The sequence below is a fragment of the Mesorhizobium sp. M1322 genome (genome assembly GCF_040318085.1).
Classification (GTDB): domain Bacteria; phylum Pseudomonadota; class Alphaproteobacteria; order Rhizobiales; family Rhizobiaceae; genus Mesorhizobium.
The window spans coordinates 1-15376 of the sequence record NZ_JAMYLP010000046.1 but is presented as its reverse complement, the minus strand read 5'-3'; the positions used below and the strand labels follow the sequence as shown (position 1 = coordinate 15376).

Here is a 15376-nt window from a genome sequence, read left to right as displayed (position 1 = left end):
TTCTATTTCAGAGCGTCGAGACGCTTCCAGATGGCGTTGAAGCGTAGCGTGCCGCCGGTGAATGGCGGCTCCATCGCGTTGCCGAGCGTGCCGGAGAAGTTGGCGGTGCGGAATTGCTGCGCGCACCAAGAGTTGAAGTCGGAGAATGAGATTTCGTCCAGTGGCTGGCCACAGACTTCGCAATGCATGCCTTCGGGCGACCCGCATTCGTTCTGGAACAGGGCGATGGTGCGCCGGGCCAGATCCTTGGCCTGTTTGAAGGCCTGGCGAGCCTCGCACGACGACGACACCTGGATCCGCAGAACCGCGACAAGAGGGTTTTCCCGCTGGTACGAAATACCGCCCTGCGGGGTCAGTTCCTGCTTTGCCCAGCCGGCGATTTCCAGCATCAACTGCCGCAGCATCGCGACTGCACCCTCCAGCCGCTCGCCGGTATCCTCATCGAACAGCCGGCACTCATCGACATCGAAAAGCAGCAGGCGCGGCCCGGCGCCGCTCGCAAGCCTGTCGGCGATGGACGGCTGGGCTGGACTCTCGCCGGGTGCCCGCGCCCCGATCTGCTTGGCAAGGGTCGTGAGCAGCCGGGGGCAGTCCGCTGCGCCATCCATATTCTGAATGGTGACCAATGGCGGATGCAAGGCAAAGGAGCTGTCGAAAAGCGGCTCGTCGCTATTTGTGCTCGCCTCCTGCAGCCGTTTGCACAGCGCGTCCGGACCGTCCCAACTCGTGGTGACGAAGACATAAAAATAACTGCGCGGGCGTTTGTTTCGAAAGCCGTCGAGATAAATCTGTACCGGCTCGGTCCGATCAAGCCGATGGATGACCTCCAAGGCATGCTGTCGGCAGTCATCCTCAACAAATGCCATGGCTTCCGGGACGAAAGACCAGAAACCGGTGGCAGACTGATTGACGTCGGGCTTTGGAATTGGCGCAACAGACAACAGACTTTGCGCGCCATCATTCGACAATGAGCGGTTGAGCACGCCGTAAATCTCGGCGTATTCGCCACCATCGTCCACGCGATAGACGGACGCGCCAGATATGCCAACCAATGGGTTCGGCCGCTCGGGCGTCGGCGGCCACACCTGGCTGGTGTAGAGAAAGACAAGTTTGCCCGCTGGCGGATCCGCGAGAGGGACAGTGCCGCCGATAGGCAGCAGCGGCGGAATATGTTCCTGGCCGATGGCCTTCTGCACCGTCTTCAGGGCCATTTCGCCAGCGAGAGGATAGCCCATGAAATTCACCTGCGGCGACCGATGCCCGGTGACACCGAGACGTATTCGTCTTGTGGCCTCTTCGAGAGGGTACCGCTTGATCAGATCTTTCGCGGCATCGACCCCGGCCACGGGCAAATAGCCGTCATCCCCTTCGTCCAGGCCGTCATTGTCGAGCGCCAAGAGCGCGATGTCGGAGAAGTCTCTCGATGCCGACGCGCCGGGGGGCGGCCATACCAGCCGCGCCGGGTAAAATTTCACAGCGGTTCCAGGCTCCAAGCTGGATGCAATCTCGAAACGGACAGAAAGCTTCAACAAAGGATGTGCCGGGACGACGCTATTTCCCCCGAAAGGACAAACCACATGCAGCGCGGTCATGACCAGGCGCGGCGTAATCAACAGGCCAGTCCCCGTCTCTTCGTCGCCGGCGGCAGTCCGGCGCCTGACAAACATGGTCAGGTCGACTATGGGATTACTTTTTGCCACCACGAACCGCCCCGACGCAGCCTATCGATTATGAGAACGATTGCCACCATGAGAATACCCTCAGAAATTCCCACTATCTGCACAACGATACTTTTCTTAATAAGGACTCATGGGGGCCAGCGCAGAGCATATACGTTGGAACCGACCTGTTCATTTCGCTTGAGGCGCCTGGACAAGACCATGGCCGACATCCTCTTGTCTGAACAGCGCCCCTAGACCCAGCGCCGTCCCTTTGATCTTGGCGATGACATTCGCGGCGCTGAACTGGTTGCTTTGGCTAAGTTGTTCGACCCACAGCGCGGCTATTCCGGCCACGTGCGGAGCGGCCATGCTGGTGCCGCTCATGGCGACAAGGCCGCCGCCGTTCCGGGCCGAGACTATTTCTTCCCCTGGAGCCGATACCGTCGCGCCTTCGTTGGAGAAGGGTGCGACGCGATATGTCTTGTCCTTGTTGCGGCCAAGTGCCGCCACGGACATGAACAGCTCACCAGTAGCCGGCGGCGCGACGATGATGGAATAGTCCGGCCGTTGGCTTTCATTGCCGGCGGCGGCCGTTACCACCGACCCGGCTATCAGACCGTCGTGGCCGACCATGCTGCGCGACAATTCGTCGAAGAGCCTTGTGTTGAGCCGGTAGCCCGCCAGCGCAAGCGACGTGGCCTGCGGCGCCTTGTAGCCGTATTCGGTCATCAACAATTGCTGGTAGCCGGGAAAATCCATGCCCAGCGACATCGAGACGACATGGGCGCCTTCGAGCTGTGCCCACTGGATCGCCTTAACGATCTGTTCGGACGAACCACCCCCTTTTCCCAGAACCTTGCCGATCAGCGCCCGCTTGACGCCTCTGGCAACACCGATCCGGCAATTGTCGACATCCCGGCCGAATATGGTGCCGGCGCAATGAGTCCCGTGCCCTTCGTCATCAGTCACATCCTGGAGGGAACCCCCGATAAAATTGCGGAGGACCAATTCGACACCGGCAAACGCCTTGTGATCCTTGTCTATGCCGGTATCCAGCACCGCCACCGTCACGCCGTCCCCGCTAAATGGGCTCGTCGAAGCGGCGACGGCTTCAATGCCCCAGCTAACGACGGGAGTGGCTTTCGGCGCGGGTTTGGCCGAAGGGAAGGCTCGAATGAGCGCGACCGGCATCCGCGGTGTGATCGACAGCACCGTCGGATCGGCGGAAATACGCTGGTGATCAGCGGCGCTCATTTCGTCCAGCTCGACTTCGATATCCTCGAAGCCGCGGGCGAACGGACGCACTCGCCTGGCCGAAACCAGCTGAGGATCCCGAGCTTGCGTGCTTTCGAGCACAGCCTCCAAACCACGCGGGGCGCGGCTGCGCAGCACCACCATTTCCAGCTTCATCTTCTTCATGCCATCCCCCTTGCCTTGCGGCTATGTTCGCCCTGAAAGCGCGTTCTAGATGCGCACGTCGCCCAGCACTCTGATCTCCGACGAAATGGACAGGCCGCCTTCGACATCTTCCTCGTTTGAAAACCCGTCGAAGTTGGCGAGGGAGCCAAAAGAGAGGCCGGAAAGCCCTTCGACGTGCTTGACGCTTCGCTGATAGATTTTGAAGGCGCCGAACGCCGCCTCCAGCTGACCAAGCTCCTTTTCCTGCTCGACCACATAGGCAGTGGCGGACGGGCGGCCGTCATCGGAGAGAAACGACACCACCTTCCAGAAGGCTTTCGGAACGAGTGCATCACGATACCGAAGGTCGGCGGCGCCGAAGACGGGCCCTGTGAACACAGAGCAGCGCTCGGCCCAGGCCCGTGCGTTCTTCAGGATGTAGTTCTCGAGTCCGAGCCAGGTCTTTTGGTTCACGATGTCCATCTGCGGCGCACAGTTGGTGAAGTGAAACGTATCCTCGTTGGCGACGAGAGCATTGTCGCCCCAGTTCGGATCCTCGCGCCTGACCAGGTGCCCTCTGTCAAGGCGATTGCCGGCATAAAGGTCTTCGCCGAGTTGCGCTTCGACCGGCAGGCGCCCGTCCAGCGACCATTTGTCATCCTCTCGTTCGATCGAGACGGAGCGGGCGCCTTCGATGTTGACGGCGGTCAACAGGGCCATGCGCCGCGACGCGGACATGACGACGGAAAAATTGCAATAATCGAGCCGGCCGCTGGCATCGCCGCCAACCGGCGTTACATCGCGGGAACGCTGGCCGTTTGGCTTGGGCAGGTCGACCGGAAAACCGGTCAGGAAAGTCCGATCGAAGCCGGCGCGGCCAGCAAAGGACTGAGGCGCCGAAATGCGCGGCCGAGCCGCGCGCTCGGCCACTGCACTCTCGCTGCGAATATGCGTTTCGAGAGCTGCCTCGGCCCCCGGCCCACGCAGGCGCCGCATATCGCGGAGCTGCGGTCGCCGATCCATCTTCACGGTTACAGGTTCAGTCGCAGACATGCGTTTTCTCCGATCGAAAAATGCCGCGCACGTCACACGGCGTTAAAAGAAATCTCCAAAGGCCTTCAGGTCGAGCAGTTGCTTGTCGCTGTCGACAGCACCGCGGATGCTGGCAAGATCGTGAGCGAGGTTCTGCCGCAATGTCTGCCCGCCAAAGTGCAGTCCGCCTATACCGTAGGGATTGCGCAAGCTGATGAGGGGAGCGCCCGAATTGCCGGCAAGGGTCGTTGCGTCATGGCTCAGAGCCCAGCGGAGCTGATCGCCGACCATTTCTCCCGGCTTGTTCACGATCTGGCCTGGACTAACATATTTGGTGCCGTACTCGTCGCCAAACAGCGCCCAGAAACGGTCCCATATCTCGGTCGAGACCTCGCCGGTGTCCGGGTCGATGGCAGCCGACAGGCTGGGCTTTGCCGGGTAGCCGACGGCAATAAATTTGGACCGCTCGGCCGATTCCATGAAAAGTGGACCCGAAGGTGCCGGCGCCGGCAGGCTGGCGCCGGCGGCGTTCGTCGTTTCCACTTCGAGGATTGCGATGTCCAGCTTGCCGATATCGGCGAACTGGCCGATCTGCCACGGTCCCGCCGTCAGCACGCTCTTGACTACGAACCGGCGGGTCTCGTCGATTGCCGCCTCGTCGAAGCAGATCGATACCGGGGCGCTGAGCAGAAACCGGTGCCGTCCGCCAGAGGACGGGACCGGCTCCGAAAACGCCTCGATGACGTGCCGGTTGGTCATCACAAGGCCCTTGGCGATCACTGTGCCGGTGCCGACATGCGAATGGCCGCCGGCCTCGTCGATGTCGATGCGGCCAACCGCGTCGATGAGCGGCTTGAGAACCTTTCTCGGTGGACCCAGATCACCTGCCCAGAACTCGAGCTGAGGATCCCTGGGATCGACCATCCCGGCCACGACCCGTAGAGCGGGACGGTCGGTTAGCCGCACGATCGCTTCCGCCGTCGCCCTTACGGCCCCGACCGATCCGGCATCGATAGTCTTGCCCTTCGCCCAAGCGTCGACGACCGCTTCGGCATGGGTCATGATCGCGCGGCCGGCGGCGCGGGCAGATTCGGTCGTGCCCGCACGCGCCCCGCGATTGCTCAGGACTTTCTCGATACGGTCGAGCACCTCCTTTTTTCCGGAACGGGCGAGCATCGTCTGCGCGGTGATGGGCGGCACCGCGCTTTGCGATGCCGAGCCCTTGCGCGGCTGCGAACCACCTGACGGCGTGCGTGGGCCGACGAAAGCGGTGAGCGGTCCCGATGGCCTCGGCAGCGTGGTGCGGTCGAGCAGCATGGCTGCCGCGCCAGCCGTGCCGATGGCTGCGGCAAGGGCCCGGCTGGGGCGCGGCGCCACTGCGCTTTCGAGTGCCCCGACACGCTTCGGATCCATGCGTTGGCGCCGATCGAGCGCCAGAAAACCTGCCTCTGCGACGAAGCGCTCGGGAGTGTGCGTGGCTTCAAGGATCGAGTGACCGGGGTGGGCGCTTTCCACGGAAGGGCCCAACGGAATTTCTGGAAGCGGCAACGCCAGCAACTGCTCCGCGTTGGCCACACCGGCGCCCATTGATCTGCTGGGCCAGTTCCTGGGCTTGCGCGCCGACTTCCTTACGGCGGCGCGGAACAATTCCTGAACGTGCACGCCGCGCCTGGCCGCCTCGGCCTTGATCGCGGCAGGAGAGTGCCTGGCCAGCCATAGCGCGGCGCAACCGGCTGTCAGGGCCACGGCAAAGGACGTGCCTTGACCCGGCTCGACAACGGATTTGTCGGCATCCGCGGGCCTTGCCCGCCGCCCCACATAAACATTCTCGGCAGGGGCGGAAACGTCGACTTTGGGACCGTGGGACGTTCCCTTCCAAGGTCGATCATTGATGTCGACGCCCGCCACGGCGATAACGTTGGCGTCCCAGGCGGGGTAGACGACCGTTGGTATGCAGTTGCCGGCCGCGGCGACCACGATCATGCCCGCCTTGACCGCCCTCTCGATCGCGCGCCGCAAATCAGCGCCTTCGAGCGGCCCGCCAAGGCTCATGGTGATGACGTGGCATTTTGCCAGACGGGCATGGTCGACGGCGGCCGCCACGGCGGCGCCACTGCCGATCACAACCGAATTGACGCAGCGGATTGGAACCAGTGTTGCTCCCGGCGCCGCCCCGACGATCGCCAATGAGGGGCGACTGACGACCGTGCTCGACGTTGCGGTGCCGTGACCGGGCGAGGACATTGACGAGGAGAGTGGATCGATTGGAAGACCGCCGCCGGCCAGAATGTCGGTGCCTTTTGCGAGATCAAGCGCACCGTCCAGTTCACGATGATCGGCGACGCCCGTATCCGGCTGGCCGATCAGAATCCCCTGGCCGGTGGTGTTGAACTTGGTCCACGCCCGGTCCGCCCGCACCGCCGAGACCGCCCAGCGCATGGTCGAGGGAACCGGGGCGCTCGACTTGCACAGCGTCCATACGATGCCACCCACCGATTCCGGTGCATTGCGGCCGAGCTCGTCGTCGGCGATCCAGCCCGGATCGACATCGGGAACGCACGAACGCAGGCCACAGTCGTCGATGAGATTTTGCGCGACATCGAAGAGGAAACCGGCCGACTGTTCGCGCCAGACATTTGGAAACTGCAGAATGTGGACGAGTGGATCCTCGCCCGGGGGCAACGGAAAGAAAGCGAAGCGATCGCTGCCGATGATGACACTCAGCTTCGCGCGCTCTGCCTGGAGATCGGGCGCCTTGGCGTATTCGAGAGTGAACCTGATAATGCCCGGCGCAAGCGTTTGCGAACTCGGATCATCGGTTGCGTCAGCGGCGGCCTTCAGGAATTGGCGGTACATGTCCTTACCCTTTCGCGTTCAGCGTCACGCCATCCGGGTCGAGCCTCACTTCGAAGTCCGCTATCGCCCTGTCGGCAAATGACCCGGTCCAGTTCCAGACCGGCTCCAGTTTTGTCGCGGTCATCTTTTCTGCGGTCGAGGCTGGCGTTTTGGTCGAGGCCGGCGTTTTCGCCACCGTGGCATCCTGCACGACGCGCGAAAGAGTGATCGCATAGGGTTTGCCCGACGGCACGCTGTAGCCACCGCTCGGCGGATAGCGCATCGGATCGCGCGAAAAGACTCGCTTCAGCCTTTCCTCAACACTGCGCCTGGCCAGTATGCCGAGCACGGAATTGCCGATCGATGAATGGTCAGCTTCGGCAAGGCCCACGGCATATTCGGTTTTCGGATCACCCCGCGGAGCGACAACCCTCACGGAGAACCACGCCGAGCCGGTCTGCGGCTTAGGCGCCTCTTCGGGGGTGGAGGGACCGCGTAAGCCAAGGTTGACCAGGAGAGAATTCACGCCGGCGCTTCCGCCCGCGATTATCAATGCCGACAAGGTGGTGGTCAGCGTCGTTGTCGATATGTTGGCCGGCGCCTGCTGGGTGCCGTTGGCAAAGCCGATGATGTTGCTGACCGGATCATATCCGGAAACACCGACGAACAGGCCGGCGATGACCAGCATCACCAGCGTCTTCATGGCACGTGCGGAAAAGAATTCCTGATAAAGCCGCCAGTTGAAGATTGCAGCGAACGCCTGCTCGAACACGGCGGCAATCAAAAGCACCTTCATCAATTCGGTGAGTATGTGCGAGGCGTTCGGGATGTCGTTGCCCTGCGCAAATGCTTGCTGGGTCGAAACGATGAGAATTGGAAGAATGCATGGAAAAACCCAGCGCCCGACTGCGGTGGGCGACCTGGCGCCCACCGCATGCCCGAAACACCCCTCGCCCCCCTTGCGAGCCCCCGCGGTTTCGGACTTGACGTCGATCAAAATGCGTCTGTTCTTCATCGCAGCCCCCCAACCGTTGCGACAATTGAGCAGAGCCAGCGTGAAGTGAGCGTGAAATCAGCCCCGGCCCGGCCGAAGCCTTCAGATGAAGAGCGGCGTCCGCCGCCCAAGATCGCGACGTCCGTATGTCGGCTGCCAGCCACGCTGCAGCGGCAATGCCCAGAGCCGGTCACAACCCAGCCGTGGCTTGAAGTGCGCGAGACCGATGCAGATCGCCTTGACCACCGGGATTGCGAATGCTGGCCGCTGCAGGTCCGCAAACCATAAACTGCCGCCGCTCACCGTCATTAGCTCTTCAATCAGGCCCAGCAGTGTCCCTGCTTGGCCTGATTGCATTGTCGGCACGGGATCGGAGCCCACCAGAAAGCCCGTTGTGTCCAGATTTACCTGCTGCAGCCACGTCGCAACGCGACGGTCTGCTGGGGACGTCGGCGCATCGTGGTTGGTTGCGACCCGCACCTCATAGGCATCGAACGCAAGCTCGGTCTGGATCATTTCAAGGAACGCAGCCTTGGCCGCCGCCTGCAAGTCGAAGGCTGCCGCAAATCCCAGGGCCACGCGGCGGCCGTCTCCGTCGCACGATACCGTTGCTGCTACGCGCGCGTTTTGGAAGGTGGAAATGTCCAGGAACCAGACGCGCCGGTCGGTCTCGGCAGCGTGTTCCTTCAGGGCCGCGGTCAGCGCGGTATCCTCCCCGCTCGGAGAGAAGCGTCTACGCCTGCACCCTCGCCACCACCATATGCCGGTTGCGTCCCGTTCAACGATCTCAAGCACAGCGCGCGACATCGCGGCGTCGAGCGTGCTCCCGGCTGCGCAGCCATTGGAATCGGCGTTTAGGCTACTGTCTCCATAAACGGCTTCGCCAAAGCCACCAAAGCACAGGAATGCGGGGCACAGCGCTGTGTGCGAACCGGTAAAATCGCGTACAAGCGCCAACATTTGCGGATCGCGCATTTGCCGAACTGGCGGGATCGCATCCCAGCCATCCCATAGGCGATTGAGACGACGGCGCTGCTTTGTCTGGCGCCTGGAAAAGCCGATGACTGCTTCGGCCGCAAGGATACAGCCCTCTCCGGCATTCCCGGCCGCGATAAGCTTGTGCTCGTCCGAGGCCTGGTACATCCAACTGTCGACTTCGACGGCTTCGCCGAGGCACCCCAGCAGGGCTTGTGCCCGACTGTATCCCTTTCCGCTTACCGTGACTTGGCGGGAACCGTCACCTCCGGGCAGGCCGAGGTTTGCCGCAGCCAGAATACCCCCCGGCACCTCGAATAGATCGACGGTCAGATCGTGCTGGGAAGCGCAGCCGTACAGACGCCGACGGTCGGAAGCATCAATGTCCTTTTCCGGTCGATCCGCCAATCCCGCGAACCGAATGTCGCGTCTTATGGTATTCGACACGCCCTCGTCAGCTGCCTGCCAAGAGTCGGCAGCGGCATGCGACTGTGCGCAAAGTACTTCCCAATGCCTTTTTTCGAGGCGCATTCTTCAATCTTCACTTAACTCAAGTTCGGTTCTGGTATTAAATGATCGAGGGGGGTTGGGTCGATCATGTCAGTAACCCTGATTCAGAGGCAAAGAGAAAGGGGCTCTTCCGGGAAAAGCCTCGAAATCAAACTTGTCGGCAATTTTGAGATACGCAGCCTCGACAAGGTTTACGCTCTCGACAAGCGCAAAGCTTGCGCGATCTTGGCCTATCTCATTTTGTCCGAACAGACACGCGAAACGCGCGGGCGGTTGTCAGCACTGCTGTGGAGCGACAGCGATGAGGAACATGCACGCGCCTCGCTGAGGCAATCCATACGCGACCTGAAGCACATCGAGCTGCAGACGGGCGTGAGCTTTCTGGTGCTCGACAAGCTCTCCGTCGGCATCGACCACAATGCCCTGCGAACGGATATCGCCGATCTGCGTCATGCGCTCAAGAATCGGGACTTCCTGACCGTCGATCGCATCCTTGCGCGAAGCGGAAATTCGCTCTGCATCGGTCTTCAGGATTGCGATCCGGTGTTCGACAACTGGATCGGGATGACCTCGACCCAGTGGTCGGACAATCTGATCCATCAACTCTCGGGATCGCTCAACAAACAAGCTCTGACACTGGCGGATCGCAAGGCGATCGCCGTCTGCATCTTGCGTCTCGATCCTTTCCACGAGCCGGCGGTAATCGGGATGCTGAGCGCCCTGCATCGGGAAGGCGGTTACGCTAGGGCTCGCGTTTTCTTCGAACGCTACGCCGGTGATCTGAGATCGGAACTCGACCTCGCGCCAACGCGCGAAATCGTCCAGCAACTGGAACGGTTCAAGACAAGCGCTTCGGATGCAGCAGCCGCGCGGCCGCATGCCGCCGTTGACACCACGGCTCCCCGGGATTCTATCGAAAGACCGACGATCGTCCTTGTCACGGAAAAATACAGGACCGCCGACACGCACGTTCAATTCGCTTTGGTCAGCGAACTGTCCGCCACCCTCTCGCGCTTCAGGCATTGGACCGCAATCCACGCCGAACTGGATCGCGATACGGTGCGGTCAGGGTCGGTTGAGGCGCTTCGCGCCGCGTTGGGGGAAAGCGCAGACCTTGCAGTGATAATATCCGCCTCCGACGACGGGGAACCGCATTTCGATATCACATGCCGGGCAATGGCAACGGGCGTGTTGCAGTTCACCACCACCGCGCCTCGCGAGCCAGCCGCCTGGAGAACTGTGTTCAATGAAATCTGCGCGCGGGTCGCCTCACGCCTTCAGCTCGTAATTTCCACCACGCGTCTCCACCGTATCGATGAGCAATCGCCAAACTACATCTCGGCCTATGACAGCTGGCTCGACGGACAGCGGCTTTCCACGCTGTGGCGCAACGACACTGAAGCGGCGGCGATCGCGCGCTACGAAGAAGCCATCCGCCAGGATCCGACACTGGCATGCGCCTATTCGAGCCTAGCGGCGATCCTAAACTCGCGGTGGATCGTGCTGCCTGGTTATCCGGTCGACAGTGCGGACCTCGACCGCGCCTTCGATCTGGCCAAAGAGGCAGTCACGCTCGATCCTCTCGATCACCGCAATCAGGTCAACCTCGCCTGGTGCCACCTTCTGGCCCGGCGATGGGAACTGGCGGATTTCCACTTCGGGTTGGCGCACGACCTCAATGCCGCCAATCCAGCGACCCTTATCGCCTATTCACTTGCCAGCGCGTTCATCGGAAACCATCAGCGAGCGGTTAGCCTGTCGCTGCGGTCATTCGAACTCAATCCTCTCCATGATCCTCATTATCATGGCTACTACGCGACCGTTGCGTTCCTGGCCGGCGACCTGCAGGGCTGCGCTAAAGCTGTCGAAAAAAGCGATGGCCTGTTTGCGGATATCAGGGGATGGTCGGCTGCCGCCCATGCCCTCATGGGCAACGAAGCAAAAGCCGGGGCCGACTTCAGACTCTTTTTGAAAGGCATCTCGGCCGCATGGCATAATGGCGAGCGTCCGAGCCGGCGAATGGCGATCGACTGGTTCAAGAACGTCTTTCCGATCCGCCTGGAGGCCGACCGAACTAGACTTAGCGAGGGCATCGACCGCGCCGCACGGCTGGCATGACGCGGTGATCTCGGGCGAATGCTATTTGCAACGCGACATTACATAATCGCCAAGCCGGCTTCGATAGCCCCGAAGCCGGTTTGCCTTCTTCTCCTCAGGCGTCGCGCCTGCGTTCGGGTCGAATTTGTAGTGGTCAGGGAAAGGATAGTCCAATCCCGGGCCCGCGTCGGGCGCGATCTCGCGGACGGTCTCCTCCACGTCTTCGGTGAAGGGAAAGGCAATGTTCACGACGTTTTCCTCGTCGAAATGCGCGATTATGGTGATCTCGTCCCAACTCTTGCCGCGCGGGTTCATGAAACCCTTGAGAAGGTTTTTCTTCTCATCCTGCGTGCCGTTCTTGAATATCTCCATGGCGGCAGGGTCCCTGATAGTCTTTTGAATGAAGGCACCCAGCGCTTCAAACTGCACATTCTCGAACTTGGCCATATCTCTGCTCCGTATGTTCAGGTTGCGACGTTGCCGGTTCTTCGGTAGGTCCGCCCCGGCATATCGAGGTGAACCGACCGCTGGAAGTATTCGTAGAGCTGGTCGTCCGAAACCAGCCTGTTATCCGCCAACCTCAGAAGGCCGGCAAGATTGTCGGGTTCGGCCGACGATTGGGACAGCGGCGTCTGGATTTCGCTGTCCACGGCATTGAACAGTGCGGCCGCGACGATGGCCGCGACAATGAAGGAGCCAGTTGGCCCCAAACGGTCGCCGTCATCGCCGAGAACCGAAGCTTCCTGCATCACATAATAGGACAGCGGCGTTTCGACGAGGAACTGAGGATAGGCTCGCAGCGTCCTTTCAAGCTCGCCCGCCTGGAAGCTGTAGCGCTCCCTGCACTTATCCGTCGGCAGCATATCCGCATCGGAAAGCACCGGCACATCCACGGCAAGCGCAACAGCGACAGCGGCGGCGATGGTCTGACCTGGGGCGATTCCGAGTTCATAACAGCGCCAGCAGTCCATGAAGGCAATGGACCGAGGTGCCCCGTCAAAGTCGGCAGTGTGCTGGACCGTCGCCATTTCATAAGTGAGAAAGGGGCTGATACGGCGTGCCTTCAGAAGCCTTGCGGCATTGCCCGATTCGGTGAAACGGCTCCAGTCGACGGCCCAATTGACGCGGACGGGGACGTCGCCGTTCGCGCGCTGGCTGGAAAACGCCAGAATCTCGCGCAATGTGGCAGGAGTCTGATCGAACGTGTCGTTGACGGTGTAGCGGTCGCGGATCATCGAGTGCGCAAACCGCGAGGCGCCATATGTAAATTCCATAGGCAAATCCGCCAGCGGCCTGAGCGAGGCGACGCCAGGTCCGCGAAACTCCTTGCCATCAAAGAAATGCTCCCAGACCTTTGGCCAAAGAATTCGCCGCAGATAGTCGTCGACCACGACGCGACGATAGACGCTGGTCAGGTAAAGACGCGCCTGCTCGAAAGCAGTTTGCGGCGATGCGGCGTGGCGCGCCATCTGTAAATCGACAAGACGGTTATGCACCTGCATCAACGTGCACTGGAGCTGGGAAAGAATGAGGTTATCGTCGTTCCTGGGGTCGCCGATAAGGGGGCGATACGGCGTCTTCTGTCCACAGACGCTCAGAAACCCGCTGGAAGCGTCGATGCGCGGAACGTCGCGTGCCCTTTCGATCGCGCCGTCGATGGGGAGCTTGACCTCCTTGTCGCTAACGCCGGGCAAGCCTATGGGGAACCGACAAAGGGTGGTGTCGCCTTCCGATGCCGAGTCGTAGAGGTGGGCATCCACAACCAAACCGCGTCCATATAGGCCCGACAAATCTAGGCTGCCTGAGGCAGCGTTTCTCAAGGTGCGCCCAGCTGGATCGCTTGGCTTGCCAAACACGCGGCTGAAAACGATATCATGAAAAGCGAACTGCCCGAAATAGGTGTAGGCTGCGGGATTGCCGCTCAGGTCGAAGGAATCGTTGGGACCGAGCATACAGTTCGATATGGCCGAAATCGCTTGCTGCGTAGTCTCGGTCATGGAGCTGTTTTTTCCAGCTGGCATGAAGTTTATGGGCTTGTCGGCAAGATCAGGAAACAGGAGGAGGCGTCGGAGAACATCGCCAGAGCCTGCGTCCGTGGCCTCGACGGTGGGACCGCCGTCCGTTCTTGCATTGTTGAACGCCTGGCGATGGTTCACCAAGGCTTCGTATGCCGCATACTCGCCGTGTCGCATCGCCGCCTCTTCGCCGTCAAAGATCCCATCGGCACCCGGCCAGCGATGCCTACCGGATCATAATTTGCGCGCTGTCGACCGGCACCAGTCCAAAGGCGAGACGGATTTCATGGGAGGCCAAATCCGTCCCGCTGCTGGCACGACCGGCCGCCAACATACGGTGTTCGGGCCGTTCAATCACCCAGCACAACAGGTCTGAAGGTCGGCCGGAGCAAGTTTGCCCATCGGGGTCACGCCAGCAATCATCGACGACACCGATTCCGTGACGGCGGGCGACAAAACCAACTGGCGAAAACGGATCCAGTCGAAGTCGGTCCCGGGATCAGTCCGGCGTTGCGGATCGAGCGCGGCATGCGAAACGATCGTCTTGAGGTTCGGGTACTTGGCCCAGCAGTAGCGGACAACTCTCGCCGTCACTTCGACCTGCCAGTCCGAGAACGGATCCGCGACCTGCGTGTTGACAACTTCGATACCAAGGCTCCAGTGGTTGATGCGCTTGGCGCCGCCATTGACCTGCGGATGACTCTTGTCGTTCCTCACATGCCAAGCCGCCCGTGCCTCCGGCGCGCACGCCCAAACGACATGCCCATGCTGACTTTCGTTCTCGTCGGGAACCAACCAGTGGAAACTGGCGGTGCCGGCCTGCATCACAGACATTGCCCCGGCCGAGCTGGCGCCGGCGGTCGCATGAATGACCACCGCCTTGATGCCCAGGATCGGATCGAAAATCCGCGACGAGGTTGAGCCGGCCCAGAAGCTTTGAACGTTGGGGTACCACACCTCGGGAATCGCAAAGGGTTCTGGCCTGCCTCGGGCCGGTAGATCAAACAGATATGTCTTTGGATCTGGCATTGCTTCCTCCTACAAAGCTCACGTTTTCATGATCTCTGCATCGCAGGGCCAGCGTGAAACGAGCGTGAACCATCTCCGGCGCCTGGGGGGTAATGGATTCAGCGAGGCTTGCCACCTAAGCGTCTCACTCACATGGTGTGCCTATGCTAACGTTCCTGCGCTGTCCCGTTCACCGTCCGCGGCGGGGCGAATTTCTTCCGTCCTACGCGCGACAACCGTCCCCGGTTGCGGACGGGCAGGACTACGGTTTATTCGCCGTCCTTTCTTGAGGATGGCTTTCAAGCCGCATCCGGATTTGCCGTCAAGCCTTTACACCAGTGCCGTTCGGCGTGACGTCGAGGTTCTCTTCGCGCAGCCGCAGCAGCGAAGCCGGAACTCGTAGTCGGTTGAGTGTGGGGAAGGTGGTAGGCGCGCTCCCGCTACCACTTGATCAATAAGATCAATCGGTTACCTGAACATCCGCTACCATCGACCGCAGGAGTACTACTCTTACAGACGTCGATAGCGCTCACTTCGACCCGCCTAGCCGCCCAATAGCCTCTCATAGGGCCGCCAAACGCCCTCTGGCGAAATCAGGTGGAACTCCAGCAGCCAGTATCGCGAAAAAATCACCCAGGCGAAAGGGTTAGCAGGAGAATGCCAGCCAGCGTTACGAGAAAAGCAGTCCTTGCCGCGACGATGTGTGATCCTACATGCGACAAAGGTTTTGTCAGTCTTTCTTTAAAAAGCGCAGCCTCTAAGTGTCTGAATCAAAACGACTGGTGCAATTTCAAGGTCTTGCGAGGCGACGCGTGAGCAGGCGGATGTGGGCGATGAAGACCCAGGCTTCG

General features: G+C 61.0%; 10 protein-coding genes. 1 reads left to right on the top strand and 9 read right to left on the bottom strand.

Going from position 1 to position 15376, the window contains the following annotated elements:
• Positions 1-2 precede the first annotated feature (2 nt).
• The 6 genes from NKH12_RS17755 to NKH12_RS17730 all read right to left on the bottom strand — a co-directional run bounded on the left by NKH12_RS17755 (position 3) and on the right by NKH12_RS17730 (position 9426).
• Complete coding sequence (locus tag NKH12_RS17755; RefSeq protein WP_352954327.1) at positions 3-1700, bottom strand: trypsin-like serine peptidase; 1698 nt, start codon at positions 1698-1700, stop codon at positions 3-5.
• 150 nt (positions 1701-1850) lie between these two features.
• Positions 1851-3059, bottom strand: a complete 1209-nt coding sequence (locus NKH12_RS17750) for a S8 family peptidase (protein WP_352954326.1) — start codon at positions 3057-3059, stop codon at positions 1851-1853.
• 66 nt (positions 3060-3125) lie between these two features.
• Positions 3126-4112: a DNA/RNA non-specific endonuclease gene (locus NKH12_RS17745; RefSeq protein ID WP_352954325.1), complete on the bottom strand. Its 987-nt coding sequence runs from the start codon at positions 4110-4112 to the stop codon at positions 3126-3128.
• Between the two features lie 42 nt (positions 4113-4154).
• Positions 4155-6947: a S8 family serine peptidase gene (locus tag NKH12_RS17740; protein WP_352954324.1), complete on the bottom strand. Its 2793-nt coding sequence runs from the start codon at positions 6945-6947 to the stop codon at positions 4155-4157.
• Between the two features lie 4 nt (positions 6948-6951).
• On the bottom strand, positions 6952-7941 hold the full coding sequence (locus tag NKH12_RS17735; protein ID WP_352954323.1) for a hypothetical protein: 990 nt from the start codon (positions 7939-7941) through the stop codon (positions 6952-6954).
• An 81-nt stretch (positions 7942-8022) separates the two neighbouring features.
• The gene (locus tag NKH12_RS17730) at positions 8023-9426 is read right to left on the bottom strand and encodes a YcaO-like family protein (RefSeq protein ID WP_352954322.1); all 1404 of its coding nucleotides are present in this window, start codon (positions 9424-9426) and stop codon (positions 8023-8025) included.
• Positions 9427-9777: 351 nt separating this feature from the next.
• Here NKH12_RS17730 and NKH12_RS17725 point away from each other — a divergent pair, with 351 nt between their 5' ends.
• On the top strand, positions 9778-11523 hold the full coding sequence (locus tag NKH12_RS17725) for a hypothetical protein (RefSeq protein ID WP_352954321.1): 1746 nt from the start codon (positions 9778-9780) through the stop codon (positions 11521-11523).
• Between the two features lie 21 nt (positions 11524-11544).
• Here the strand turns inward: NKH12_RS17725 and NKH12_RS17720 are convergent, their stop codons facing one another.
• From NKH12_RS17720 to NKH12_RS17710, 3 genes are all read right to left on the bottom strand, one after another.
• Complete coding sequence (locus tag NKH12_RS17720) at positions 11545-11949, bottom strand: hypothetical protein (RefSeq protein WP_352954320.1); 405 nt, start codon at positions 11947-11949, stop codon at positions 11545-11547.
• A gap of 17 nt (positions 11950-11966) precedes the next feature.
• Positions 11967-13694, bottom strand: a complete 1728-nt coding sequence (locus NKH12_RS17715; RefSeq protein ID WP_352954319.1) for a peroxidase family protein — start codon at positions 13692-13694, stop codon at positions 11967-11969.
• A gap of 177 nt (positions 13695-13871) precedes the next feature.
• Positions 13872-14546, bottom strand: coding sequence for an N-acetylmuramoyl-L-alanine amidase (locus NKH12_RS17710; RefSeq protein ID WP_352954318.1), 675 nt, complete (start codon positions 14544-14546; stop codon positions 13872-13874).
• Positions 14547-15376 lie beyond the last annotated feature (830 nt).